Genomic DNA, 25,928 nt, shown 5'->3' with positions numbered 1-25,928 from the left:
GTCAGTCTCCCGCGCCGGTCTGCCGGGCGAGCTGCTCGGAACGTGGGTGCAACGGCCGGGCCGTGGCGTCGGGCTGCTCGGGCACGACACCCAGTCCTCCCTCGACCAGCGGCGCGGTCTGGGGCAGGCCCCCGTCGCCACGGGCCCGCCGCACCGCCCAGAAGACGGCCTCGGGCGTGGCCGGCGAGGCGAGCTCGACAGAGGTACCGGGCGGCCCGAAGGCGGCGGCGGCCTGCCGCAGTGCCTCACGCACCGAGATGGCGAGCATGAGCGGAGGCTCTCCGACGGCCTTCGACCCGTAGACGACCCCGTCCTCGTGCGCCCGTTCGAGCAGAGCGACGTTGAACACCTCCGGCATCTCCGAGAAGCTCGGCAGCTTGTAGGTGCTGGCCGACGCCGTGGCGAGCCTTCCCCGTGCGAGCGTGTGCGACTCGTCCCACCGCAGGTCCTCGAGCGTCAGCCACCCCGCCCCCTGCACGAACCCACCCTCGATCTGGCCGATGTCGACCAGCGGCGAGAGCGAGTCGCCCACGTCGTGCACGATGTCGACGCGGCGCAGCCGGTACGCACCGGTGAACCCGTCCACCTCGACCTCGGTGGCGGCCGCACCGTAGGAGAAGTACTTGAACGGCGACCCGTGCATCCGGGTGGAGTCCCAGTGCAGACCCTCGGTGCGGTAGAACCCGGCTGCCCAGAGCTGCACGCGCTGGTAGTAGGCCTGGCTCACCAGGTCGCGCCAGGCCACCACCTGCTCGCCGCCCGTCACCCCGACGGTTCCCCCGGCGAAGACGACCGCGTCGACCGGCACACCGAGTCGCTCGGAGGCGACGGGCCGCAGCCGGTCGAGGATCTGCTCACACGCGTCCTTGACCGCTGCGCCGTTGAGGTCGGCTCCCGAGCTCGCAGCAGTGGCAGACGTGTTCGGCACCTTGTCGGTGCGGGTCGGGGCAAGCCGCACCGACGACAGGGGCACCCCCAGCGTCGTCGCCGCGACCTGGAGCATCTTGGTGTGGAGGCCCTGGCCCATCTCGGTGCCGCCGTGGTTGACCAGCACCGAACCGTCCTTGTAGACGTGGACGAGGGCCCCGGCCTGGTTGAAGGCGGTGAAGTTGAACGAGATGCCGAACTTGACCGGGGTGAGGGCAAGGGCGCGCTTGGTGTGCTCGTGGGCCGCGTTGAACGACGCGATCTGCGCGGCGCGCGCTGCAACCCCGCCGTCCGTGAGCACCTGCTCCCAACAGGTGACCGCGCGCTCGGGGTGGCGCACCGTCTGGCCGTACGGGGTCTGCTGCCCGGCGCGGTAGAAGTTGACGCGGCGCAGCTCGGACGGGTCGATCCCGAGCCGGGGGGCGCACCGGCCGAGGACGTCCTCGACGACGAGCATGCCCTGCGGCCCGCCGAAGCCGCGGAACGCCGTCTGGGACGTCTTGTGCGTCTTGGCGATCCGACCGTTGACCCGGACGTCGGGGATCCAGTACGCGTTGTCGACGTGGCACAGGGCCCGGGCCAGCACCGGTTCGGAGAGGTCGAGGCTCCAGCCACCGTCGCACGTCAGCGTGGCGTCGAGCGCCAGCAGGTGCCCGGCCTCGTCGAAGCCTGCGCGCCACTGGGCGTGGAACCCGTGCCGCTTGCCGGTCATGGTGATGTCCTGGCTGCGCGTCAGCCGCAGGCGCACGGGTCGGCCGGTGAGCGTGGCTCCGAGGGCAGCCACGGCGGCATACCCGTGGGGCTGCATCTCCTTGCCGCCGAAGCCGCCCCCCATCCGCAGGCACTGCACCGTCACGGCGTGGCTCGCGACCCCCAGCACGTGCGCGACGATGTCCTGGGTCTCGGTCGGGTGCTGCGTGCTGCTCTGCACGAACACCTGCCCCGCCTCGTCGACGTGGGCGAGTGCGCACTGCGTCTCGAGGTAGAAGTGCTCCTGGCCGGCGAGGTCGAGCTCGCCGCTGAACACGTGCGCCGCCGCCGCCAGCCCGGCGTCGACGTCGCCACGCTCGAGCCTCGGCTGACCACCCTGGAAGCTCTCCGCCTCGATGGCCTCGCGCACCGTGACGATCGACGGCAGCGGCTCGTAGTCGACCTCGACAGCCAGTGCGCCGAGGCGCGCCGCCTCGAGGCTCTCGCCGAGCACCCAGCACACGGCGTGCCCGAAGAACATCACCTCCGAGGGGAACAGGGGCTCGTCGAGCTTCGCGCCGGCGTCGTTGACGCCCGGCACGTCGTCGGCGGTGAGCACGCGCACGACGCCCGGCACCTCGAGGGCCGGTGCCGTGTGCAGCCTGGTGACGAGGGCGTGGGCGTGCGGTGCCTGCACCGGGTGGGCGTGGAGGACGCCGTGGGTGCGCACCCAGAGATCGTCGGTGTACAGCGCCCTCCCGGTCACGTGCAGCGCTGCTGACTCGTGCGGGATCGACTGGCCCACAGGGCTGCTCGCCGGACGGCTGGACAGGGGGGTCATGCGCTCGCCTCCTGGCGTGGGGAGGTCTCGGCGTAGAGCCTGGGCAGCGAGGTGCCGAGGACCGCACGACGGTAGGCGGCGCTTGCCCGGTGGTCGTCCAGCGGCGTGCCCTCGCCCTGCAGCACGTCTGCTGCGGCGTGCACGGTCTCGACGGTCCACGGTCGCCCTTCGAGGGCCGCCTCGGTCTGCCGCGCCCGCACCGGGGTTGCCGCCACGCCCCCCAGCCCGATCCGTGCCCGGCGCACCACGTCGCCGTCGATGTCGAGGGCGAACGCCACTGCAACGCTGGAGATGTCGTCGTAGCGTCGCTTGGCGATCTTGTGGAAGGCGGTGACCGGTGTGAGTGGCACCGGGACGCGCACCGCGCGCACGAGCTCGTCCGGTCGCCTGACGCTCCGGCGGTAGCCGGCGAAGTAGTCGGCGACCGGGACCTCGCGGTCGCCGCGCGGTCCCGTGAGCACGACGTCGGCCTCGAGGGCGAGGAGGGCGGGCAGCAGGTCGCCGATGGGCGAGCCGGTGCCGAGGTTGCCTCCGATCGTCGCGCCGTTGCGGATCAGCCTCGAGGCGAACTGGGGAAAGAGCTTGTCGAGCAGGGGGATCCGTCCGGCCAGTCCGCGCTCGACCTCGGTCAGGCTCAGGGCCGCGCCGATCTCGATGACGTCGTTGCCGACCGACAGCGCGCGCAGCTCGGCCAGCCGGTCCAAGCCGATGACGAGGGCAGCCCGTGCCCCCCTGAGGTTCACCTCGACCCCCCAGTCGGTGGAGCCGGCCACGAGCACGGCCCCCGGGTGCTCGCCGAGCAGGGCAATCGCGTCGGCGAGGTCGACGGGGCGCACGTAGCGGCCGGAGTCGCCCTCGAGGAGCGTCGCGGCGGCCCGAGGAGGCGCTTCGGTGCGGCGCGCGGCGAGAGGGTCGTCGGCGGCCGGCTCAGCGAGCGCGAACGCGGCATCGCGGATCGGCCGGTAGCCCGTGCAGCGGCAGAGGTTGCCCGAGAGCGCCTCCAGCTCGAAGCCGTTGGCGCCGCAACCGTGCCCGGGCTCCCGGGCCTCGTCGGCCGCGTCGTCAACCGCGTCGTCGGCCACGTCGCGGGCCGACTCGTCCAAGGGCTGTCGACCGTCGCGGTAGTACTCCGCGGCCATGGAGCAGACGAAGCCGGGCGTGCAGAAGCCGCACTGCGAGCCGCCGCGCCGAGCGAGCTCGCGCTGAACCGGGTGCAGCCGCTCGGGGGTGCCCAACCCCTCCGCCGTGACGACCTCCTGCCCGTCGAGGGATGCGGCCGGCACGAGGCACGAGTTGAGGGCGGTCCACTCGGTGCCCGAGTCGGCGCCGGGGCGGGCCACCATGACGGCACAGGCGCCGCACTCCCCCTCGGCACAGCCCTCCTTGGCCCCGGTGAGGCCTCGGCTGCGCAACCAGTCGAGGGCGGTGGTGGCCGGGTCGGTGCCGTCGAGGCCGATGCCCACCCCGTTCACCGTCACCTCGGGTCGCAGCCCGGGCGTCATCCGTGCGTCCGTTGTTCCACCGGACCATGATGCACCGCGGCGTCGCAGACGTCGGCGACGCTCGTCCGTGCGGCACCGGCGGGAGCCCACCGGCGGCTTCGCGCCGGGCCGCGCGCTGCATGATGGAGACCATGGACCTCATCCCGGGCATCGACGTGCGCCGCGCCGGCGAGCGCTTCACGAGCCGGTTCGGCTGGCTCGACTCGAAGCACTCCTTCTCGTTCGGGCAGCACCACGACCCGGCCAACACCCACCACGGGGTGCTCCTTGTCAACAACGACGACATCGTCGACCCGGGCACCGGGTTCGACACGCATCCCCATCGCGACATGGAGATCGTCACGTGGGTGCTCGAGGGCTCGCTGGTGCACCAGGACAGCACCGGCCACAACGGGGTGATCTACCCCGGGCTGGCGCAGCGCATGAGCGCCGGCAGCGGCATCCTCCACTCGGAGAAGAACGACTCCTGGCGCCTGCGCGGCGACGTCCACGACGACCCGGTGCACTTCGTGCAGATGTGGGTGCTGCCCGACGAGGGCAACATCACGCCCGGCTACGAGCAGCTGGAGATCGAGCACGAGCTGCTCGCCGGCGGCCTCGTTCCCGTCGCCTCGGGAATGGCGAGGCACGACGGGGAGGCCGCCATCCGCATCCGCAACCGGTACGCCGCCCTGCACGCCGCGCGGCTCGCACCGGGGCAGGAGGTCTCGCTGCCCGACTCGCCGTTCCTGCACCTGTTCGTGGCCCGCGGTGCGGTGACGCTGGAGGGCGCGGGCCCCCTCGCGACCGGCGACGCCGTCCGGTTCACGGCGGTCGGCGGCAACCGGGTCACCGCCATCGAGCCCGCAGAGATCCTCGTCTGGGAGATGCACGCGACCATCGGCTCCTGACCGGCAGCGCCGTGGCGGCCTTGCCGAGCAGGAAGGCCGCCCCGTGTCGCGCCTTCGCTCACGCGGTGCCGTGACTCAGGTCGCCCCGAAGCCGCAGACCCCGGTCGAGCTCGCCGCCTGCGCCCATGGGTGCGTCGGCGACCTCGTCGCCCTGGAGGTCGAGGGTGTGGGCGCCGTACCTGACCTTCGTCGAGAGGTAGTGCGCGTTGGCGTCGGAGAGGTGCACACCGGTGCGCACCCGGCGCGCCACGGTGATCCCCAGCCCGCGCAGCTGGTCGGCCTTGTCGGGGTTGTTGCTCAGCAGGGCGACCCGGTTCACGCCGAGCGCACCGAGCATCTGGGCGGCCACCGTGTAGTCGCGCTCGTCGGCGCCGTAGCCGAGCGCGACGTTCGCCTCGTAGGTGTCGAGGCCGCTGTCCTGGAGGACGTACGCGTCGAGCTTGGCGTAGAGCCCGATCCCCCTGCCCTCCTGCCGCAGGTAGAGCAGGAAGCCACCAGTGGTGGCGAGCCGCTCGACCGACTCACGAAGCTGGGCGCCGCAGTCGCACCGACGGCTGCCGAAGACGTCGCCGGTGAGGCACTCGCTGTGCAGCCGGGTCAGGGTCGGGCCCGCGGAGGCCGAGCCGGGCTCGACGGGGGTGGCGCGGTCGCCGAGGCCCAGGGCCACGTGCTCGAGCCCGTCGACGAGTCCGTCGAAGGTGAAGACCCGAGCCGTCGTCGTGTAGCCGTCGCCGAACGTCATCGGCACGAGCACCTGGGTGCGGATCGAGGCGGCGGCAGGCTCACGCATCGCGTCCCCCGACCGCGGTGCCCTCGTCGTCGAACCGCGGCGACAACGCGTACCTGAGGAGCACGACGTCGCCGATCTGGCGCACCTCGGCCAGCGTCGCCCGTCGGTCGGCGTTCCACGGGAAGCGCCCGTCGCCGACGAAGCGGCAGGCCGACGAGTCGCCGACGAAGAACGGCGCCACGACGAGCTGCAGCTCGTCGGCCAGCCCGGCTGTGAGCAGCTGCGTGTGCAGGGTGCCGCCGCCCTCGACCATGAGCCGGCGCACGCCGCGCTCGCCGAGGTCGTCGCAGACGTGGCTCATCGTGACCGGGCGTCCGGCGTCGACGACGGCCGCGGCAGAGCCGAGGCGGTCACGGGCCTCACCGACGGTGTCGCTCGGGCAGTAGACGATCTTGTCCGCCCCGTCGGCTGCGAAGAAGCTCGCCGCCCGGTCGAGCTCGGCCCGCCGGGTCACCGTCACCTTGGTGGGCGACGGTGTCAGCCCCCGCGCGACCCGGGCGGCGCGCCGCTCGGCGGACCGCACGAGCAGCCGCGGGTTGTCCTTGCGGATCGTGCCCGCACCGATCAGGATCGCGTCGCTCGCCGCCCGCTCACCGTCGACCCGGTCGAAGTCGGCGTCGTTGGACAGCAGCAGTCGGGTCGTCGTCCCCGAGCCGAGGTAGCCGTCGAGCGACATGCCGCAGCTGAGGAGGGTGTAGGGCCGGTCAGCCACGGGCGGCTCCTTCGACGTCCACGTCCACGCCTGGTCCGGCGAGGACGACGGGTCCGATGCGGGCGGGGCGACGCCGATCGACCGTGCCGCTGCGGCGGGACACGACCAGCAGCACGGCGCCCGGCAGGCTCGCCACGAGCACCAGCACTCCGTACACCACTGCCGTACCCATTCCCGCAGCCGATCCGAGGCCTGCAGCACCGAAGAGCCCCGCGGCCGCACCTTCCCGCGGACCCCATCCGGCGACGCTGAGCGGCAGCCCCATCGCGACGAGCACGAGCAGGGCGAGCGGCAACAGGCTCGGGACGGCGGCGGTGACACCGGCGCTGCGGGCCGCCACGACGAAGGTCGCCACGTGACCGGTGACGACGAGCACCGAGGCCGCGACGACCCCGGGCCAGGTGCGGCGTCCGAGCACCCCGGCGCGCAGGTCAGTCGCGACGACCCGGACTCCTCTCCGGACGAGACGCCACGGCCCTCGGCCGCGGCCGATGCCCCAGAGCACGCCGCAGCCACCCAGCGCCAGGACCAGGACCAGGACCACGAGCACGAGCACGAGCGCGAGCCGACCGGCGCCCGTCCCGCTGCCTGCGGTGTCCCCGGTCTCCGGCTCGAACGGCCACGGCAGCAGCAGGAGCGCGCCGAGGGCGAGCACCGCCAGCACGAGCTGACCGGCTGCTCGCTCCCAGACGACCGCGCGAAGGCCCCGGCCGAGGTCGCCGCCGGCGCGGCCGTGCCGCACGGCCCGTCGCACGTCACCGACGACGCCACCGGGCAACGTCACGTTGAGGAACTGCGACCGGTAGGACTCCGCAACGGCCGAGCGCAGCGTCAGGTCCGCGCCGAGGCCCCGGGCCACGAGTGCCCACCGCCACGCACCGCACACCGTCGTGAGCGCCGCGAGGGCCGCGGCCCCCGCGAGAGCCGAGGCGTCGATGCCCCGGAGCGCGTCGACGACGCCGCCCGCGCCGAAGCGCCAGAAGGCGGCGCCGAGGACCACCGCACCCCCGGCCGGCTGCAGCCAGCGCCGGCTCGTCCGCATGGTCCACCGGCCTCTCCGTGACGCCCCCGGTCGGGGGTCTCCCTCCGGACGACGTCGGCGGGAGACGGCCGGTTCAGTCACGGCTCACCCGCTCCAGCACTCGCGCGACGTCGGCGACCGTCCTCGACCACGGGCTCAGCGTGGCACGCCGCGCGGCCGCGCGAGAGCGCAATCGCGATCGGAGGTCGGCGTCCGCCAGCCACTGGCGCAGTGCGGCGGCGAGCGGTTCGGGCCCGTCGGCCGCGACGAGCAGGCCCGGCACGTCGGCACCGTTGGCGACCAGGGCCTCCGGTATGCCGCCCACGCGGGTTGCGACGACGGGCAGCCCCCGCGCCAGCGCCTCCGTCACGACCATCCCGTAGGTCTCGGCACGGGAGGGGACCACGACGAGGTCGGCGGCGGCATACGCCCGCTGGAGAGCGTGCCTCCCGAGCGGTCCGACGAGGCTGACGCGCTGCGAGACGTCGGCAGAGGCGAGCCGCCCTCGCACGTCGGCGACGCAGTCTGGGTCGACGTCGAGGGCACCGGCCAGCACGCAGTGCCAGGGCAGGTCGGCGACGCGGCCGAGCGCGTCGGCGAGGTCGGTCTGTCCCTTGAGGGGCGACACGGCACCGACGCAGAGCAGCGAGCTGCCGTGCGGTGTGCCCGGCGCGAGCGGCGCGGCGTCGACGCCGGGGTGGGCCACGTGGACCCTGTCGTCCGCGAGCGCGTACGTGTCGGTGAGGCGGCGACGCGTCCAGTCGCTCGTCGCCAGCACCGCTGCCGCCGACCGGAGGACGCGCCCCTCCTCGGGCGCGGCTGCGGGGTCAGCGACCTCGAGCGGCAGGTGGACGAGGACGACGAGCCGCTGGCGCGGAGCCTCCTCGACGAAGACGTCGGCGGAGCACGACGCGACGAGACCGTCGACGAGCAGCACTGCGTCCGTGGGGATCTCGGACACCACAGCCGCAAGGCCCGCGAGCGCCGTCGAGTCCGGTCGGGGCCAGTCACCCGCGACGGGGTGCTCGTGCACCGTCCACCCCGCGACCCGTAGACCGTCGAGCACGCGTCGGTCGTACGTGTTGCCGCCGCTCGGTCGGGCGGGGTCGTCGATGCCGTCGGGGACGACGGCGTGGACGGTCGTCACACGTCGCGCTCGTAGGTGGCCCACGCGACGTGCGACTCGTGCAGGGTGACCGCGAGACCGGTCACCTGTTCGGACGCCGCGCCGAGGTGCCCCGAACGCACCCGCTCGCGGACGCGGTCGGCGACGGCTCGCGCGAGCACCTCGGTCGACGTGTTGACGCCCGTGAAGGCCGGGTCGTCGTCGAGGTTGCGGTAGGTGAGCTCACCGACGACCTCGTGGACGTGCTGTGTCGCCAGACCGATGTCGACGAGGATGTCGTCGTCGTCGAGCTGCGGGCCGCGGAAGGTCACGTCGACGACGAACGTCGCGCCGTGCAGCGCCTGCGCGGGCCCGAAGACCTCGCCCCGGAAGCTGTGCGCGACCATCATGTGGTCCCGGACGGTGACACTGAACAACGGGCTCCCCCGATCGGTGGTGGGTGGGTCGTGCTGGGTGGTCAGTGGGCGCTGGGATACGTGATCGTGTGGCAGATGGCGGGCAGGCTGCCGTCGACGAGGCGTGGCAGCACGTCGGGCAGCTCACCGAAGGACGACTCCCCCGTGAGCAGCACGTCGAAGGACGGGTCGCGCAGCAGGTCGAGCGCCAGCGCGAGCCGCTGCGCGTACGAGTAGCGCGAGCGCCTCGCTGCCGCAACGGAACCCACTTGGCTCGCGCGGACGCCGAGCCGCGACGAGTGGAACGCGCCGCCGAGCGCCAGCTCCACGGTGCGGTCGCCGTACCAGCTCAGCTCGAGCACGGTCGCCTCCGGCGCGAGCAGGTCGAGCGAGAGCTGCAGGCCCGCGCTCGTGGCGCTCGTGTGGACGACGAGGTCGTGACCGCGCTCGCTGCGGTCGAGGTCGTCGGGGCGCGCGAACCCCACTCCGAGCCCGGCGGCGACCCCGGACCGCGACGGGTCGACGTCGACGAGCGTGACCCGGGCCCCCGGGATGCGGGCCAGCAGCCGGGCGACGCAGCACCCGACCATCCCGGCGCCCACGACGGCGACGCGGTCACCGACGAGCGGTGCCGCGTCCCAGAGTGCGTTCACGGCCGTCTCGACGGTGCCCGCGAGCACGGCCCGCCGGGGCGGCACGTCGTCGGGCACGGCGACCACCGCCTCCGCGGGCACGACGTACGCCGTCTGGTGCGGGTGCAGGCAGAAGACGGTGCGCCCGCGCAGCGCCGGCGGTCCCTGCTCGACGACGCCGACGTTGAGGTAGCCGTACTTCACGGGTCCCGGGAAGTCGCCCTCCTGGTGCGGGGCGCGCATCACGTCGCGCTGGTCGGCCGGGACCGCACCGCGGAAGACGATCGTCTCGGTGCCGCGGCTCACCCCGGAGTGCAACGAGCGCACCAGCACGTCGCCGGAGCCCACTGCGGGCAGGGTGACGGGCCGGAGCTCGCCCCTGCCGGGCTCGGCGACCCAAAAGGCCTGCGCGACGCTGGACACGGCCCCAGACTAGAGCGGACTCTGAACTCCGGAGGCGGCCACGTCGTCCTTGGTTCAAACCCCGTTCGATGAGGTGGAGGCGCGTGCGTCAGCTGATCCCCCCCGGCCCGGTCATCGGGTTCGTCGGCGTGCTGGGCCTGCTCACCGGGCTGCACGACGTCGGCGGGCTGGGCCAGCGCGGGTGGATGGCGGGCCTCGCCAGCGGCGTGGCCCTCCTGGCGGCGCTCTCCTGCGGGCTCGTCCGCGTCGGGCGGCGCGCGCTGCTGCCCGCCGACCGTGTCACCCTCACCCGGGCCGTGCTCGTCTGCGGCGTCACCGCTCTCGTGGCCGCCTCGTCCGGCGGGGCCGGCACACCCGGCGGGCTCGGCGTCCTGGTCGCCGTCTCCTCGGTCGCCCTGGCGCTCGACGCCGTCGACGGCTGGGTGGCCCGGCGCACGGGCACGACGAACCCCATGGGCGCCCGCTTCGACATGGAGACCGACGCCTTCCTCATCCTCGTCCTCAGCGTGCAGGTCGCACGCGACCTCGGCTGGTGGGTGCTCGGCATCGGCGCCGCACGCTATGTGCTGCTCGCCGTCGGCGTGGCCGGCCGGTGGGCACCCTGGCTACGCGGGCAGGTGCCCGCCCGTCGCTGGCGCAAGGTCGTGGCGGCCTACCAGGGGATCGCGCTGACCGTGGCGTCGGCGCAGGTCCTCGACGAGCGGCTCGTGACCCTGAGCGTCGCGGCCGGGCTGGCGCTGCTGGTCGTCTCGTTCGGCACGGAGGTGGCGGCCCTGCGGCGCCTGCCCGCGCCCGACGCCGCGACGTCCCTCCCCCACCCGGTCCCGCTCGACGTCACCGTGGCCGAAGCGGTCCAGTGAGCGCCACCGTCCGGCCCACGTCCGTGCGCCGGGCCCTCGGGCACGTCGCGACGGTGATCGCCCTCGTGGTGCTGTGGGTAGCGCTCGTCGCACCCGTCCCCGCCATCGGCTGGGCGGCCACGCCCCTGGCGGCGCTCCGCGTCCCGATCGAGGGAGTCGTGCTGCTCGCGGCCCTGCTCGTGCTCCCCGGTCGCGTACGCCGGTGGCTGGCCGTCGTCGTCGGCGTCCTGCTCGGGGCGATGCTGGCCCTCCGCGTGCTCGACGGGGTCTTCGTCGCCACGCTCTACCGTCCGTTCAACGCGCTGACCGACTGGCGCTACGCCGGGTCGGCCCGCGACCTCGTCGGTGACTCCATGGGGCCGACGGTCGCCCTGCTCGTCGTCGCCGGGGCCGCCCTGGTGCTCCTCGGCCTGCTCGTGCTCGTGCCGTGGGCGGTGCTCCGCGTCGGCCGGCTCGTCCGGCGACACCGCCCCGTGGCGTGGCGGGTCGTCGCCGCAGGGGCGGTCGTGTGGGCGGTCTGCGCACCGCTCGGCGTGAGCGTCGGTCGCGACCTGCCCGTCGCGGCGGCGACCACCGCGACCCTGACCGCCCACGAGGTGACGACCGTGCGCGAGGCGGCCGCCGACCGAGCCGCCTTCGCGACGCAGATCCCGGTCGACGCCTTCGCCGGGACCCGTCCGGACCAGCTCCTCACCGCGTTGCGCGGCAAGGACGTCGTCGTCGTGTTCGTCGAGAGCTACGGGCGTGTGGCCGTCGAGCAGAGCCCCGACGTCGCCCGAGCCCTGTCCGCCGGGACGAGCAGCCTGCGCGCCGACGGCTGGAGCACTCGCAGCGCCTGGCTGACGTCGCCGACCTTCGGCGGCATCAGCTGGCTCGCCCACTCCACGCTCCAGTCCGGCCTCTGGGTGAGCAGCCAGCAGCGCTACGACCAGCTGCTCGACACGCGGCGCCTCACGCTCACCCGGGCCTTCTCGCAGGCCGGCTGGCGCACCGTCGACGTCGTCCCGGCCAACTTTCGCGACTGGCCGGAGGGTCCGGCGTTCTACGGCTACGACCGCGTCTACGACCGCCGCACGCTCGGCTACGCCGGTCCCGGCTACGGCTACGCGCCCATGCCCGACCAGTTCACCCTCGCGGCCTTCGACCGGCTCGAGCTGGCCAAGACCGACCGGGCCCGGGTCATGGCCGAGGTGGACCTCGTCACCAGCCACGTGCCGTGGGCTCCCCTGCCGCGCCTCGTCGACTGGTCGGAGGTCGGGGACGGCTCGGTCTTCCTCGCCGACGCCGGCAAGGCACCCACCCGCGACGTCGTGTGGCGCAGCACCGACCGCATCCGGACGGCATACGGCCAGACCGTCGCGTACTCCCTCGACAGCGTCGTGTCGTTCCTGCGGGGGACGCAGGACGAGAACCTCGTCGTGCTCGTCCTCGGCGACCACCAGCCCGTCAGCGTCGTGTCCGGCGAGAACGCCAGCCACGATGTGCCCGTCACCCTCGTCACCCGCGACCCGGCCGTGCTCCAGCGCATCCACGGCTGGGGCTGGCAGGAGGGCCTGCGGCCCGGCACGGACGCACCCGTGTGGCCGATGGACCGCTTCCGCGACCGGTTCCTCACGGCATACGGCCCCGGCGGCGACGGCTGAGCGCACCCCGCGTGAACCGGCGCACCCCGGGTGTCGTCTCCGGGTGGAGAGTCCGACACCACGGCGCCACCCCGACGCCGCGCGGCGAGCCGGACGGATGGAGTGACCTGATGAGACTCCGCATCCTGGGTGCCGTGGCGCTGCTCGTCTCCGCCGCGGTGCACGGCTACCTGTGGTTCGACGGCGTGCGCAACCAGTCCGTCGGGCCGATGTTCCTCGTCAACGTGGTCGCGGGCGTCGTCATCGCGATCATGCTGCTGCGCTGGGAGCACTGGGTCCCGGCCTTCCTCACGCTCGGCTTCGGCGCGGCGACGCTCGGTGCGTTCGTCATCTCCTCGACGGTGGGCCTGCTCGGCATCCACACCGAGTGGAAGGGCTTCGCCGTCTTCGCCGCGGCCGCCTCCGAGATCGTCTGCATCGTCGTCGGCGCCACGCTGCTGCTGCGGGCCCGGTCGTTCTCGACAGACCTGGCGCCGCGCACGCACGCGACGACGCACGGGCACCACGCGTCCTGAGGCGGGCGCCCCGGTCAGTGCACTCAGAGGGCGGGCAGGAGCAGCCGGACGCTCGTGCCTCGCCCGAGCTCGGAGTCGACGTGGATGCGGCCCCCGTGCCGCGACACCACGCGCTGGGCGATGCTGAGCCCCAGCCCGGTGCCCGGCACCCTGAGGCTGGCCGGGTTGGTGCCGCGGAAGAACTCGGTGAACAGACCCGCCTGGTCCTCCGGCGAGATGCCGAGACCGTCGTCGGCGCACTCCAGCACCACCCGGTCACGGCGGCTCGCGACCGACACCGCCACCGAGCCACCCGCCGGCGTGAACTTCACGGCGTTGCTGACGAGGTTCTGCACCACCCGTTCGAGGTCGCCGGCGCTGCCGCGCACGAGCGGCAGCGCGGGCTCCAGGTCGAACGTGAGGGTCACGTCCTGGTGGTCGGCGCGCGGCCGGAACATGTCGACGACGTCACGTGACACGACACCCAGGTCCACGTCGGCCTCGGGGAGGGCCCGGTCCGGGTCGCTCACCCGCGAGAGCGTCAGGAGGTCGTCGACGAGGTGCTGCAGGCGCTCGGTGTTGCGCTCGATGACGCCCAGCGACCAGTCCGGGTTGCCGTCCGGCTCCTGCCGCAGCAGCTCCACGTGCCCGACGATCGAGGCGAGCGGGTTCTTCAGCTCGTGCGACACGGTGGAGAAGAGCTGGGTCTTGCTGCGGTCGGACTCGCGCAGCTCGGCAGCGACCCGGCGCTCGGCGGCATACAGGCGGGCGTTGCGGATGGCGCGCCCGAGGTCACGGCCGATCTCGAGCGCGGCGGCCGCCTCGGCCTCGGTCCACTCCGGGTCGGCGGGTCCGCGCGTGCATGCGATGTAGCCGAAGCACGACGACCCCGAGCCGATGGGTGCGACGAGGATGGAGCGGGCCCCGGCGTCGCGCAGGAACTGCTGCACCTCGGCGAGCTCGCCGGCCCGCCACGCCAGGTCGGCGTCGCCGGCACCGTCCTGCTCGACGACGGCGACCCTGCCCGTACGCCAGCGGCGGGTCGCGATGTCACGAGCGATCGCGACGAGGGAGACGGGGGTGTGCACCGGGCCGCCACTGCGGGCCGCCACGCTCTCGCGCTCGTCGTCGTCCTCACCCGCGAAGGCGCGCATCCAGAGCCCCGACGTCGCCAGGCCGGCGGCGATCGGCTCGGCCGCGACGTCGAGCACCTTGGCCGGGTCGAGGTCCTCCTGGGCGATGCGGGCGACGGTCTGGACCGCCTCGACGAGCCTGACCCGCTCGGCGAGCGCGTTGCGCTGTCGAGCGGACGAGATCGCGATCCCCGTCTGGTGCGCGAAGAGCTCCAGGACGGCGCGCTGGGTGAGGTCGGGGCGGCGGCCACTCAGCGGAAGGTCGACCGACAGGATGCCGAGGAGGTTGCCGACGGCGTCGGAGAACGGCGCGATGAGGGTGTCCTCGGGGTTCCACGCGTCGGGGTCGTCGACCGGTGCGGTCCAGTCGGAGGCGACCCAGCCGTCCCCGGAGCCGGCGGGCAGCTGGCCGGCCGGCACGAAGCGCAGGCTGCCCCAGCGCTCGGCCGCCGCGAACTCGGCCTCGAGGTTGATGCGGGGGGTGCGGCGGCCCATCAGCTCGCTGCGGGCGTCGTCGTCACCGGCGACGGCGACGACCTCGACGTCTCCCGTCGGGATGACGAGGCTGATCGCGGCGACCTTGAAGCCGACGACGTCGGCCGCGCCGTCGACGACCATCTCGAAGAGGCTCGTCAGGTCGTCCTGTGCACTGGCCCGGTTCATCAGGTCGGTGAGCCGTCCGAGCGCCAGCACCTCCCACGTCACGCCGTCGCGCACCCCTGTCCCCTGGCCTTCCGTCCGTGTGTCGCTCGTCCGCGAGCGCGGGATCGCCCCCTACGCGTCGCCCTGGTGGTCACGATATGTCCGACCCGCCCGCAAAAGGGTGGGTCCGCCGGAATTCGCCTCTGGAACAGACCTGGGCAGCGACACCGTGAACGTGGAGCCCCGCTCCGGCTCGGACTCGACCGAGACGGTGCCGCCGTGACCCTCGGCGATGGCGCGCACGATCGACAGTCCGAGCCCCGAGCCCTGGATCGCCCTCTCGTTGGCGGCGCTCGACCGGAAGAACCTCGCGAAGACGCGCTCGTGGTCGGCGGCCGGGATGCCCATGCCGGTGTCGGTGACGACCAGACGCACCATGGTCGGCTCGTGCTCGTCGGGCCCGAGGTCGAGGCCCACCCGGCCGCCGTCGGGGGTGAACTTCACGGCGTTGGAGAGCAGGTTCGTCACCATCCGCTCGAGCGCCACCGGGTCTCCCTCGATCCACAGCGGGCTCTCGGCGACCTCGACACGGCGCTCGAGGTCGCGCTGGGCCGTCACGGTGTCCACCGACGTCCACGCGCTGCGGACGACGTCGGACAGGTCGCAGCGGCGCAGGTCGAGGTGCAGGCGTCCGGCCTCGATGCGGGAGTTGAGCAGCAGGTCCTCGATGAGCGAGAGCAGCCGGCGCCCGTTGCGGTCGACGCGCGAGACGAGCTCGAGCTGCCGGTCGGTCAGCGGTCCGGCGGCTCCGTCCTCGAGCATCTCGGCGTAGCCGAGCACGCTCGCCAGGGGCGTGCGCAGCTCGTGGCTGACGGTCGAGACGAAGTCCGACTTGGTGCGGTCGAGCGCGGTGAGCTCCTCGACGGCCTGGCGCTCGCGGTCGAGCGCGACCTGCAGCGCGATCTCGGCCTGACGGCGCCGCGTCACGTCCTCGGCCACGGCGAGGTAGCCGGTGAGGTGGCCGCCCTCATCGCGGATGCCGCTCATGGTGAGCGACACCGTGCGCCGCGTGCCGTCCTTGCGCACGCACGTCCAGTCGCGCGCCTCCGCAGGAGCGCCCTGCTTCACGAGGTGGACGAGCACGTCGAAGCCGGGCTCGACCCCCAGCTCGGCGGCGCGCCGGGCGATCTCGTCGGGGTCGTGCAGCAACGGCCAGTCCGGGCGGCCCACGACGTCGGACGCGCGCCACCCGAGGACGTTCTCGGCCCCGCGGTTGAAGAGCGTGACGATGCCCTCGAGGTCCATGCCGATGATCGCGGTCGCCGTCGCCGCCTCGAGCAACGCCTCGACGAAGGTGCGCGCGGCGCGCTCGTCGGTGACGTCGACGCCGGTCTTGACGAGGTGGGTGCGCCGGCCGGCGTCGTCGGTCAGGTACGCGTTCGTCCACACCAGACGGCGTACGCCCAGGCCCTCCACGTCCCAGTCGTGCTCCTCGGTGAGCGGGCAGTCTCCGCTCGCGATGCCCGCCATCGTGGCCGCCACGCGATCCCGGTCGTCGACGGGGAAGACGTCGGCAGCACGGCGTCCGACGATCGCCTCCTCCGAGTCGCCGATGAGCCGGGCCGCAGTGGCGTTGAGCCGCACGACCGTGCCGGTGGCGTCGACGACGATGATGGCGCTGGCGGCCGTGTCGAGCACGACACCGCTGAGCTCGACCTCGTCACGCAGCTCGGCGAGGGCGTTACGGCGCTGCGTTGTCGCGACGGCCAGCGACAGCGCCGTGACGGCGGCGGTGGCGAGGAAGGCCTGGGTGAGCGCCCCGACCGTCTCGGGACGGATGCCGTGGGTGAGGGCCGCCGAGGCGAAGGGCCCCCCGCCGAGGCTCGTCATGACGACGGCGGTCACGCCGACGACGAGCAGCTGCACCGCGACGGTGCGCTGGCCCAGGCGCAGCGCGCCCCACACGAGCACGGGGATCGGCAGGAAGGCGAGCGGCAGCAGCTGACCCGAGTGGAAGACCCATGCGGTCAGGCCCACCACCGCCGCCCACTGGACGGCGTCCTCCAGGCCGAGCGGCTGGGGGCGGCGGACCCTCGCGGCGAGGCCGATCGGGGCGAGCACCAGGACGGCTGCGGCGTGCGAGGCGGTCACGGCCGACATCGTCGCGAGGAACGGGCCGCCCAGACCGATGCGCACCGTCAGTCCGGCCAGCAGCCCGAAGACGAGCGCCCCCGCGAGGGTGGCCGCGAGCAGCCGCCAGAGGTCCTCCATCGACGCGAGGGTGGGACGGCGGGCGCCGCGGGTGAGCAGGCCGTGCACGACGGCCGCCTCGGCTGCGTTCGCGACCCCGAAGCAGAGGGCGACCACGGGAGGCCGGCCGCCGTAGTAGTTCGCGGCCCCGCTCGAGAGCAGCACCCCGACGAGGAAGACGTAGGCGCGTGGGTCGCGTCCGGTCGCGAGCAGGAACGACACCGCGAGCCCCGCCGCCGGCCACCAGACCGCGACGGTCGAGCCGGGTGGGGCGAAGCGCACCGCCGTGACGCCGAGCACGAAGACGCCGACGAGCGATAGCAGGGCCCAGACCCACCAGTTCCAGCGCGCGGCGAGGCCGCCCATCACCCGACGCCCCCTGTCGGCGCCGACCGCGACCTGCAGCCTGCCGCTGCCCTCTGCGCGGACGTCATTGACCCATGATGTCGCAGAGACCCGGCGAATCCGACAAAACGGACGTTCGACGCTCCGTGTCGCCGCGGTGCGGCCTTACCAGCCGGACTGCATCACCGGGCGTCGCGGGGCAGGGGTGCGGGTGAGCTGGAGGAAGCCGTGCGGCAGGTCCTGCCGCACGATCCCCCGCCGGAGCAGGCCGGTGGTGGCTGCGAGCGCGACGTCCTTGCCCACGAACGTCGGCTCGGTGCACACGAACTCCTGCCCCTTCCAGCGCACGGTGCACCCGCCGGCGTGCCGCACGTTGCGCGCCCAGTCCGTGCCGCGCCCCCAGGGCAGCGCGATGAGGAAGGTCGTGTCCGTGGGCACCACCGCGAGCGGGGTCTCGTAGGGGCGACCGCTCTTGCGGCCGGTGTGCCGGAGCACCGCCCACAACGGGAGGAACCGGTGCCCCGCGAGGTGCACGGCCACCTTGTTGAACTGCTTCGCGGCTGCAGGAGGTCCCGCCATCGCTCCAGCATGCGCTCGAGTGCGGGACCGGCGGAAGGGGAATCGGCCGGATGCCGTCAGGTCAGCCCAGGTGCCCACGCACCGAGGCGTGCCCCCTGAGCAGGTTGCGCGCGATGGTGCGCCGCTGGATCTCGTCGGTGCCCTCGTAGATGCGCAGCAGCCGCAGCTCGCGGTACCACCGCTCGACGGGCAGCTCGCGGGTGTAGCCCATGCCGCCGTGCATCTGGAGCACGCGGTCGACGATCTCGTTGGCCTTGACGCCGCCGAAGAGCTTGGCCATGGACTGCGACTGCCGCGAGTCGAGGCCCTTGTCGACCTGCCAGGCCGCGGTGAGCACGAGCCAGCGCAGCGCCTCGATCTCGACGGCGGAGTCGGCGACCATCCACTGGATGGCCTGCCGGCTGGCGATCGGCTCGCCGAACGTGACGCGGTTGCGCGCGTGCTCCATGCCCATCTCGACGAGGCGTTCGCACGCCCCGAGTGCCCGCGCGGGCAGCATGTAGCGGCCCTTGCCGATCCAGCGCATGGCCAGCTCGAAGCCCTTGCCCTCCTCGCCGAGGATCGCCGAGTGCGGCACGCGCACGTCCTGGAAGGAGAGGGCGGCCGGGCCCCACTCGCCCATGGTGTCGATCGGCCGGCTCTCCCAGCCGCGGTCGCGGTCGACGAGGAAGCAGGTCACCCCACCGTCGGCGCCCTTCTTCTTGTCGGTGACGGCGAAGACCATGACGAAGTCGGCCTCGTGCCCGCCGGTGATGAAGGTCTTCTCCCCGTTGATGACCCACTCGTCACCCTCGCGCCGCGCGCTCGTGCGGATGGCACGCGCGTCGGACCCGGCGCCCGGCTCGGTGATCGCGAAGCACGACTTCCGCGTGCCCTCGATGGTCGGCACGAGGTAGCGCTCCTGCTGCTCCTCGGTGGCGCTGAAGAGGATGTTGTCGGCCTCGCCGCCGAACCTGAACTGGACGAACGAGCGGCCGAGCTCGATCTCGATGAGGGCCGCGACGACGGCCCCCAGTCCCATGCCGCCATGGCTCTCGGGGGTCTGGATGCCGAAGAAGCCCGACGCCTTCGCCTTGTCCTGCAACGCCTTCAGCTCGTCGGGGGTGATGCCCCGTTCGTGCCGCCGCTCGCGCTCGAGCACCTGCGGCTCGAGCGGCATGATCTCCTTGCGCACGAAGGTGCGCACCCAGTCGCGGATCTCGCGCTCCTCGGCGCTGAGGTCGAAGTCCATCAGGCGTGCCTCCTCAGCTCGGCCTTGGCCAGGGCGTTCTTGTGCACCTCGTCGGGGCCGTCGGCGAAGCGCAGGGTGCGGATGCCGGCGAACGCGGCGGCCAGCTCGGTGTCCTGGCTCAGCCCCGCCGCGCCGTGCGTCTGGATCGCCTTGTCGAGGATCCACTCGACGGTCTTGGGCGTGGCGATCTTGATGGCCTGGATCTCGGTGTGGGCGCCCTTGTTGCCGACGGTGTCCATGAGCCACGCGGTCTTGAGCACGAGCAGGCGCAGCTGCTCGATGCGCACGCGCGACTCGGCGATCCAGTCGCGCACCACACCCTGCTCGGCGATCGGCCTTCCGAAGGCCACCCGCTCGGAGGCTCGACGGCACATCGCCTCGATGGCGACCTCGGCGAGGCCGATCGAGCGCATGCAGTGGTGGATGCGGCCGGGGCCGAGACGTGCCTGTGCGATGGCGAAGCCGTCGCCCTCCCCGGCGACGAGGTTGCTCGCCGGCACGCGGACGTCGGTGAAGCGCAGCTCGGCGTGGCCACCGTGGTCGTGGTCGTCGTAGCCGAAGACCTCCATGCCACGCACGACCTCGAGCCCCGGGGTGTCGCGCGGGACGAGGATCATCGACTGCTGCCGGTGCCGGTCGGCATGGGGGTCGGTCTTGCCCATGACGATGAAGATGCGGCAGTCGGGGTTCATCGCCCCGGTGATCCACCACTTGCGGCCGTTGATGACGTAGTCGTCACCGTCACGCCTGATCGACAGCTCGATGTTCGTGGCGTCGCTGCTCGCGACGTCCGGCTCGGTCATGGCGAACGCCGAGCGGATCTCCCCGCGCAGCAAGGGGTCCAGCCACTCGGCCTGCTGCGCCTCGGTGCCGAACTGGGCCAGCACCTCCATGTTGCCGGTGTCGGGGGCGGCGCAGTTGAGCACCGCGGGAGCGAGCCGGATGCAGCGCCCGGTGATCTCGGCCAGCGGCGCGTACTGGAGGTTGGTGAGGCCGGCCCCTCTCTCTCCGGGGAGGAAGACGTTCCAGAGGCCGAGGTCGCGCGCCTCGGAGCGCAGCGTCTGCAGGACCGGGACGGTGCTCCATGCCCAGCGGTCGTCCAGGGCAGCGACCTGCTCGTCGAAGACCGGGAGGGACGGCACGATGCGCTCGTCCATGAAGGCGAGCAGACCCTGTCGGAGCTCCTCGGTCTTGGCGTCGAATCCGAATTCCATGGCGTCTCAGTTCTCCTCGGCCTCGACAGCCCTGAGGCCGGCCGCGACGAGAGGGCCGGTGGCCTCCCCGATGCGCGCGAAGCCCGAGCCGACGGTCTGCCCCTGGGTGTAGCGGTAGTGGATGCCCTCGAGGATCACCGCGAGCTTGAAGTAGGCGAGCCCGAGGTGGAACGACAGGTGCGTCAGGTCGCGCCCGCTCGCGGCGGCATACCTGCGGCGCAGCTCGGGGGCGGTGATGAAACCCGGCGTCCGCGAGACGTCGGAGACGGCGACGCTGTCCATCATGAGCGGCAGCGTCTGGTACGCCTCGAGCAGCGCGACGTCGGTGAGCGGGTCGCCGATGGTGGCCATCTCCCAGTCGAGCACGGCCGACACCTCGTCGGCGTCGGTGACGAGGAGGTTGTCGAGACGGAAGTCACCGTGGACGATGGCCGGGTCGCCTTGGACCGGAACCGACTCCGCCAGCCGACCGTGCAGCTCGTCGATGCCGGGCAGCTCGCGGCTGCGCGACGCATCGAGCTGCTGCTTCCACCGCCGCACCTGCCGCTCGAGGAACCCCTCGGGCCGCCCGAAGTCGCCCAGCCCCACCGAGGCGGGGTCTACGGCGTGCAGCGCGACGAGCGTGTCGACCATGCGCTCGCTGATCGCGCGCACCCGCTCGTGACCGAGAGGGCCCAGCTGGGCGGCGAAGCGGTAGGGCGTCCCGGCGACGCGCTCCATGACGTAGAACGGGGCCCCGATGACGTCGGCGTCGGCGCACACGGCATACGTCGCCGGGACGGGCACGTCGGTGTCGCGCAGGGCGCTGATGACCCGGTGCTCGCGGCCCATGTCGTGAGCGGTCGCCAGCACGTGACCGAGCGGCGGGCGCCGCACGATGACGCTGCGGCTCCCGTCGCCGACCTCGTACGTGAGGTTGGACTTGCCCCCCGCCACGACGCGTCCGGTCAACGGGGCGCCGAGCAGTCCTGGCGCGGCAGAACCGAGCCACTCGGCGAGGCGCTCGAGGGGCAGGCCAGGCGGATCGGTGTCCGGTGTCGCCGGGCGGCGGTGCAGGTCCGGGTCGGTCACATCAGTCCTTCGGGCCGCCGGCGACGTAGACGACCTGACCCGAGACGAAGCCGGCTCCCTCGCTGACGAGGAAGGAGGCCGTGGCGGCGATGTCCTCGGGCTGGCCGACCCGGCCGACGGGGATCTCCTTGGCCGCACCCTCGAGGAACTGCTCGAAGGTGATGCCCATGCGCTCGGCCGTCTGGCGCGTCATGTCGGTGGCGATGAAACCCGGTGCGATGGCGTTCGCGGTCACGCCGAACTTGCCGAGCTCGATGGCGAGCGTCTTCGTGAAGCCCTGCAGACCCGCCTTCGCGGCGGAGTAGTTGGCCTGGCCGCGGTTGCCCAGAGCCGACGTCGAGCTGAGGTTGACGATGCGACCCCACTTGGCGTCGATCATGTGCTTCTGGGCGGCACGGGTCATGAGGAACGAGCCACGCAGGTGGACGTTCATGACGGAGTCCCAGTCGCCGGTCGTCATCTTGAACAGCATGTTGTCGCGGATGATGCCGGCGTTGTTGACGAGCACCGTCGGCGCGCCGAGCTCGGCGGCGACGCGGTCGACGGCAGCCTGCACACCCTCCTCGTCGGAGACGTCGACGCCGACGGCGAGGCCCTTCCCGCCGGCCGCCTCGATCTCGGAAACCACTGCAGCACAGGCGGACTCGTCGAGGTCGAGCACGGCGACGGCGAAGCCGTCCTCCGCGAGGCGCTTGGCGACGGCCGCGCCGATGCCGCGCGCGGCACCCGTCACGATGGCGGTGCGCTGGGTGGTGGGCTGGTCGGTCATGCGTTCTCCTGCTGGTGGTCGTGGGAGGGGGTGGTGGGGACCGTGGGGTCCGGGGCGGACGGTTCGAGCTTCTGCTGGAGCCGGTTCATGCCGGCGAGCCACGCGTCTGGGTGGGTGGCTCGTTGCGCGTGGTACTCGCTGACCTCGGGGTGGGGCAGGACGAGGAAGCCGTCGCCCGAGAGCGCCTGCCAGGCCGCGTCGGCCACGTCGTCGGCGCTCACGACGTCATCCCGGGTGAGCAGGTCACGCAGGGGGCCGGAACCGTCGAGCATGCGGGTCTGCACGCCCTGCGGGCAGATGGCCTGGACGACGATGCCGCGGTGGCGGTACGTCGCGCTGAGCCACTCGGCGAAGGCGACGGCCGCGTGCTTGCTCACCGAGTAGGGTGCGTCGCCGAGCATCGTCAGCAGCCCCGCGGCAGAGGCGGTCACGACGAGCCGGCCACCGCCGGCCTCGAGCCAGCGCGGCACGAGCAGGCGCGCGGCACGCACGTGGGCCAGGACGTTGGTCTCGAGCGCACGTGCCCACTCGGCATCCGAGGCGTCGAGGCCCTTGAGCGTGCCGACGCCGGCGTTCGCGAAGAACACGTCGACGCGCCCGAGCCGGTCGTATGCCGTCTCGACGAGGTGGCGCACTCCCGCCTCGGTGGACGTGTCGCCGGCGACGGCGTGGGCGCCCGTCTCTGCCGCGACCGCGGCGAGCTCGTCGGCGTCGAGGTCGGCCACCACGACCTGCCACCCCTCGTGCGCGAGGCGGGTGGCGATGGCTCGTCCGATGCCCCGGGCTGCTCCGGTGACGACGGCGGTGTCGGGCATGCTGCTCCTCGCGAGTGGACTAAGCGCTTGCTTACCTTGACGACAACAGCCCCTCCCCGTCAAGTGGCCCACCCCACTCCCCCACCGGTCGAGAGGCCGAGACCAACCGCGTCAGGAGGTGACGCACTGGAGGAACGCGACCGAGCGGTCCAGTGCCTCGCGTCCCGCCGGCGTGTCGAGGTCGAGCTGGTACTCGTGGCCGAGTCGTGGCTGGTGGTCGTCGGCGAAGAGCAGCGTCTCGTGCTCGACGCCGTGCGACTCCAGCGACTCCACCAGGCCCAGCGTGTGCGGCAGGAGAGGGTCGCCGTTGCCGGCCGAGACGAAAGCCGGCGGGAAGGCGGGGGTCAGGTTCTGCGGGATCGAGCCCTGCGTCGTGATCCGCTCGTCGTGACGCTGCGACCCGAGGTACGACCAGATCGCCGTGTCGACGAGCCAGCCGCCCAGCCGCGTCGACCCGCGGGCCAGCGTGAAGTCGTAGGCGCCGCAGAAGAGCACGACACCGCGCACCCCGTCCGGCAAGAAGTCGAGGGCGATCCCCACGCCACGCGCGTACGCCTCGTCGGTGGCGATGAGCGCGACCTGTGCCGCGATCTGGGCTCCTGCGGAGTCCCCCGCGAGCACGATCCGCGTGGTGTCGATGCCGAGCCGGTCGGCATGGTCGACGAGGTGGGCGAGAGCGGCCGCCACCTGCCGCACGGGCGTGGGGTAACGGGAACCGGGAGCGATCGAGTAGTCGACACCGACCGTCGCGAAGCCCCGGCCCGCGAGCACGCGCAGGTAGTTCGCGACGTCGCCCTTGGAGCCGGAGACGAAGGCCCCGCCGTGCACCCAGACGACCGTCGCCAGCGGCTCGTCGCGTTCGGGACGGAACACGTCGAGGCGCCCGTCGGGCGACGAGATGTCGTACGCCTCGTCGACGTCCTCCACGAGCCCACCGGGCACGTGTCGCTCGAGTGCCGAGCTGGCACGGGCCGCCCCGCGGTCGAAGATCGCACGGATGGCGAGCGCCGACGGCCAGGGCGTCACCCGCGTCGCGACGGCGAGCAGGCCTGCGGCAGCCGCCGCGCCCCGCGCGCCGGTCCGGGCCAGGGCGCGCGCCCGGAGCCCGGTGCCGCGCATGGGTCGAATCTAGACCCGCGTCTGCGCGGGTGGCCTCTCGACGGTCGGGAGGCCACGAACTTTGGCCTGTCGACGCTTGAAGGGGGTTGGGATGTGGGTGGGAACGGGCAGGATCTGGGCATGGAGCTCTCCGACGTCGTCGCCACGTCCCAGGCCGTGGCTGCGACGTCGTCGCGCACCGCCAAGGTCGAGGCCCTCGCCGCGTGCCTCGCCCGCGCCGCCGCCGACGGACCGGCCACCGTCGAGGTCGTCACCGCGCACCTGTCCGGCGTTCTCCCGCAGCGGCGCATCGGCGTCAGCTGGCGCGGCCTCCAGGGCCTGCCCGAACCGGCAGCGACCAGCGCTCTCACGGTCGAGGAGGTCGACGCCGCCGCCACGGCGATCGCCGCCATCGGGGGCTCGGGTTCTGCCGCGGCCCGCACCGCCGCCGTCCGTGAGCTCTTCGCCCGCGCGACCGCCGACGAGCAGCTGTGGCTGCGCGGCCTCATCACCGGCGAGACCCGCCAGGGCGCGGGAGACGGCGTCATGCTCCAGGCCGTCGCCAAGGCGGCGGACGTGCCCGACGCGGCGGTGCGGCGGGCCGTCATGCTCGCGGGCTTCGCGGGGCCCGTGGCGAGCGCTGCCCTCACCGGCGGCGTCGAGGCGCTGGAGGCTCTCACCCTCGAGCTCGGCCGCCCCCTGCGTCCGATGCTCGCCGGCTCCGCTCCCGACGTCGCCGCGGCGCTCGCCACCTTGGGCGGCGAGGTGGTCGTCGAGACCAAGCTGGACGGCATACGGCTGCAGGCGCACGTCGACAACCGCACGAGCCCGGGCTCCGTGCGCCTCTTCACGCGCACGCTCGAGGAGGTGACCGACCGCATGCCGGAGATCATCGAGGCCCTGGCGGCCCTCGACGTCGAGACGCTCGTGCTCGACGGCGAGGTCATCGCGCTCGGCGAGGGTGGCCGCCCGCAGCCGTTCCAGGTCACCGGCGCGCGCACCGCGAGCACCGCCGACGTGCAGCGCCTCCGCGAGGAGGTGCCGCTCACGCCCTTCTTCTTCGACCTGCTGCACCTCGACGGCGACGACCTGCTCGACGAGCCCGCGGCCACACGGTGGAGCCGGCTCGCCCGCACCGTCCCGCCCGCCTGGCTCGTGCCCCGCGAGCTCACCGACGACCCCGAACGCGCACAGGAGTTCTTCGTCGACCTCGTCGCGGCCGGTCACGAGGGCGTCGTCGTCAAGGACCCCACCCTGCCGTATGCCGCCGGCCGGCGCGGTCCGGGATGGGTCAAGGTCAAGCCGCGCCACACACTCGACCTCGTCGTGCTCGGCGTCGAGTGGGGCAGCGGCCGGCGTCGAGGCTGGCTCTCCAACATCCACCTCGGGGCGCGCGACGCCGACACCGGCGAGCTCGTCATGCTCGGCAAGACCTTCAAGGGCATGACCGACGAGATGCTCGCCTGGCAGACCGAGCGCTTCAGCGAGCTCGCCGTCGACCCGGGCGACGTCGAGGCGGGCCGCTCGGGGCAGCAGTGGGGCGTCGTGCCGCTGCGTCCCGAGCAGGTCGTCGAGATCGCCTTCGACGGCGTGCAGCGCTCCAGCCGCTACCCCGGCGGCATGGCGCTGCGCTTCGCACGGGTGCTGCGCTACCGCGACGACAAGCCGGTCTCGGAGATCGACACCGTCCAGACCGTGAGGTCGCTCGCCGGCTGGTGACGTCCGGCCACCAGCCGCGCGTCCCACGAGGACGCGCCGCTATCTGTTGCCGACCTCACGCTCCGTAGGTAAGTTCCGCATCGTCGGCAGTATGCGTGAATTGTTCACATTCCAAC

22 protein-coding genes are annotated in these 25,928 nt (G+C 73.1%); 5 read left to right on the top strand and 17 right to left on the bottom strand.

The features are described from left to right. Position 1: 1 nt before the first annotated feature. Both xdhB and ACYVNR_RS04020 read right to left on the bottom strand, forming a co-directional pair. Entirely contained in the window at positions 2 to 2,458 is a 2,457-nt protein-coding gene (gene xdhB / locus ACYVNR_RS04025) for a xanthine dehydrogenase molybdopterin binding subunit (protein WP_461046726.1), read from the bottom strand. Continuing rightward, a complete protein-coding gene (locus ACYVNR_RS04020) occupies positions 2,455 to 3,960 on the bottom strand; it encodes a xanthine dehydrogenase small subunit (RefSeq protein WP_461046724.1) in 1,506 nt (501 codons plus the stop codon). Before ACYVNR_RS04020 ends, xdhB begins: the two co-directional genes overlap by 4 nt. A 131-nt stretch (positions 3,961 to 4,091) precedes the next feature. Here ACYVNR_RS04020 and ACYVNR_RS04015 point away from each other — a divergent pair, with 131 nt between their 5' ends. After that, positions 4,092 to 4,850 carry a pirin family protein gene (locus ACYVNR_RS04015; protein ID WP_461046722.1) on the top strand — a complete coding sequence of 253 codons (759 nt, stop codon included), beginning with the start codon at positions 4,092 to 4,094 and terminating at the stop codon, positions 4,848 to 4,850. 58 nt (positions 4,851 to 4,908) lie between these two features. Here the strand turns inward: ACYVNR_RS04015 and ACYVNR_RS04010 are convergent, their stop codons facing one another. The 6 genes from ACYVNR_RS04010 to ACYVNR_RS03985 all read right to left on the bottom strand — a co-directional run bounded on the left by ACYVNR_RS04010 (position 4,909) and on the right by ACYVNR_RS03985 (position 9,949). Then, positions 4,909 to 5,640 (bottom strand): GTP cyclohydrolase II, encoded by a 732-nt coding sequence (locus ACYVNR_RS04010; protein ID WP_461046721.1) that lies wholly within the window; start codon positions 5,638 to 5,640, stop codon positions 4,909 to 4,911. Continuing rightward, complete coding sequence (locus tag ACYVNR_RS04005; RefSeq protein ID WP_461046719.1) at positions 5,633 to 6,352, bottom strand: RibD family protein; 720 nt, start codon at positions 6,350 to 6,352, stop codon at positions 5,633 to 5,635. Before ACYVNR_RS04005 ends, ACYVNR_RS04010 begins: the two co-directional genes overlap by 8 nt. Next, positions 6,345 to 7,394, bottom strand: a complete 1,050-nt coding sequence (locus tag ACYVNR_RS04000) for a lysylphosphatidylglycerol synthase transmembrane domain-containing protein (RefSeq protein WP_461046717.1) — start codon at positions 7,392 to 7,394, stop codon at positions 6,345 to 6,347. The genes ACYVNR_RS04005 and ACYVNR_RS04000 overlap by 8 nt, the downstream gene beginning before the upstream one ends. Positions 7,395 to 7,467: 73 nt before the next feature. Beyond that, positions 7,468 to 8,520, bottom strand: a complete 1,053-nt coding sequence (locus ACYVNR_RS03995; protein ID WP_461046715.1) for a glycosyltransferase family 4 protein — start codon at positions 8,518 to 8,520, stop codon at positions 7,468 to 7,470. Continuing rightward, positions 8,517 to 8,915, bottom strand: coding sequence for a 6-pyruvoyl trahydropterin synthase family protein (locus tag ACYVNR_RS03990; RefSeq protein ID WP_461046714.1), 399 nt, complete (start codon positions 8,913 to 8,915; stop codon positions 8,517 to 8,519). Before ACYVNR_RS03990 ends, ACYVNR_RS03995 begins: the two co-directional genes overlap by 4 nt. Before the next feature lie 41 nt (positions 8,916 to 8,956). Beyond that, positions 8,957 to 9,949 (bottom strand): zinc-dependent alcohol dehydrogenase, encoded by a 993-nt coding sequence (locus ACYVNR_RS03985; protein ID WP_461046712.1) that lies wholly within the window; start codon positions 9,947 to 9,949, stop codon positions 8,957 to 8,959. Positions 9,950 to 10,032: 83 nt separating this feature from the next. On the opposite strand from ACYVNR_RS03985, the gene ACYVNR_RS03980 reads away from it, so the two are divergent. From ACYVNR_RS03980 to ACYVNR_RS03970, 3 genes are all read left to right on the top strand, one after another. Then, entirely contained in the window at positions 10,033 to 10,809 is a 777-nt protein-coding gene (locus ACYVNR_RS03980; protein WP_461046710.1) for a CDP-alcohol phosphatidyltransferase family protein, read from the top strand. Further along, positions 10,806 to 12,452, top strand: a complete 1,647-nt coding sequence (locus ACYVNR_RS03975) for an alkaline phosphatase family protein (protein ID WP_461046708.1) — start codon at positions 10,806 to 10,808, stop codon at positions 12,450 to 12,452. The genes ACYVNR_RS03980 and ACYVNR_RS03975 overlap by 4 nt, the downstream gene beginning before the upstream one ends. Positions 12,453 to 12,562: 110 nt before the next feature. Continuing rightward, on the top strand, positions 12,563 to 12,967 hold the full coding sequence (locus ACYVNR_RS03970) for a hypothetical protein (protein ID WP_045191022.1): 405 nt from the start codon (positions 12,563 to 12,565) through the stop codon (positions 12,965 to 12,967). Between the two features lie 23 nt (positions 12,968 to 12,990). Here ACYVNR_RS03970 and ACYVNR_RS03965 read toward each other — a convergent pair whose 3' ends face one another. From ACYVNR_RS03965 to ACYVNR_RS03925, 9 genes are all read right to left on the bottom strand, one after another. Continuing rightward, positions 12,991 to 14,796 carry a sensor histidine kinase gene (locus ACYVNR_RS03965; protein ID WP_461046706.1) on the bottom strand — a complete coding sequence of 602 codons (1,806 nt, stop codon included), beginning with the start codon at positions 14,794 to 14,796 and terminating at the stop codon, positions 12,991 to 12,993. Between the two features lie 57 nt (positions 14,797 to 14,853). Next, positions 14,854 to 17,337, bottom strand: coding sequence for a sensor histidine kinase (locus ACYVNR_RS03960; RefSeq protein WP_461046704.1), 2,484 nt, complete (start codon positions 17,335 to 17,337; stop codon positions 14,854 to 14,856). 144 nt (positions 17,338 to 17,481) lie between these two features. Beyond that, on the bottom strand, positions 17,482 to 17,895 hold the full coding sequence (locus ACYVNR_RS03955; RefSeq protein WP_461046702.1) for a nitroreductase family deazaflavin-dependent oxidoreductase: 414 nt from the start codon (positions 17,893 to 17,895) through the stop codon (positions 17,482 to 17,484). A gap of 61 nt (positions 17,896 to 17,956) precedes the next feature. Beyond that, entirely contained in the window at positions 17,957 to 19,126 is a 1,170-nt protein-coding gene (locus ACYVNR_RS03950; RefSeq protein ID WP_461046700.1) for an acyl-CoA dehydrogenase family protein, read from the bottom strand. Continuing rightward, the gene (locus tag ACYVNR_RS03945) at positions 19,126 to 20,340 is read right to left on the bottom strand and encodes an acyl-CoA dehydrogenase family protein (RefSeq protein WP_461046698.1); all 1,215 of its coding nucleotides are present in this window, start codon (positions 20,338 to 20,340) and stop codon (positions 19,126 to 19,128) included. Before ACYVNR_RS03945 ends, ACYVNR_RS03950 begins: the two co-directional genes overlap by 1 nt. Positions 20,341 to 20,346: 6 nt before the next feature. Then, positions 20,347 to 21,411, bottom strand: coding sequence for a phosphotransferase family protein (locus ACYVNR_RS03940; protein ID WP_461046696.1), 1,065 nt, complete (start codon positions 21,409 to 21,411; stop codon positions 20,347 to 20,349). 1 nt (position 21,412) lies between these two features. After that, on the bottom strand, positions 21,413 to 22,180 hold the full coding sequence (fabG, locus tag ACYVNR_RS03935) for a 3-oxoacyl-ACP reductase FabG (protein WP_045191027.1): 768 nt from the start codon (positions 22,178 to 22,180) through the stop codon (positions 21,413 to 21,415). Next, positions 22,177 to 22,995, bottom strand: coding sequence for an SDR family oxidoreductase (locus ACYVNR_RS03930; RefSeq protein ID WP_461046694.1), 819 nt, complete (start codon positions 22,993 to 22,995; stop codon positions 22,177 to 22,179). Before ACYVNR_RS03930 ends, fabG begins: the two co-directional genes overlap by 4 nt. Positions 22,996 to 23,106: 111 nt before the next feature. Beyond that, complete coding sequence (locus ACYVNR_RS03925) at positions 23,107 to 24,114, bottom strand: alpha/beta hydrolase (protein ID WP_461046692.1); 1,008 nt, start codon at positions 24,112 to 24,114, stop codon at positions 23,107 to 23,109. A 120-nt stretch (positions 24,115 to 24,234) separates the two neighbouring features. Here ACYVNR_RS03925 and ACYVNR_RS03920 point away from each other — a divergent pair, with 120 nt between their 5' ends. Next, on the top strand, positions 24,235 to 25,812 hold the full coding sequence (locus tag ACYVNR_RS03920; RefSeq protein WP_461046690.1) for an ATP-dependent DNA ligase: 1,578 nt from the start codon (positions 24,235 to 24,237) through the stop codon (positions 25,810 to 25,812). The last annotated feature ends 116 nt before the right edge of the window (positions 25,813 to 25,928 follow it).

Source organism: Terrabacter koreensis (assembly GCF_054783315.1).
Note: the sequence above shows the minus strand (reverse complement) of the source record. Positions and strands in the feature narration are given on the sequence as shown.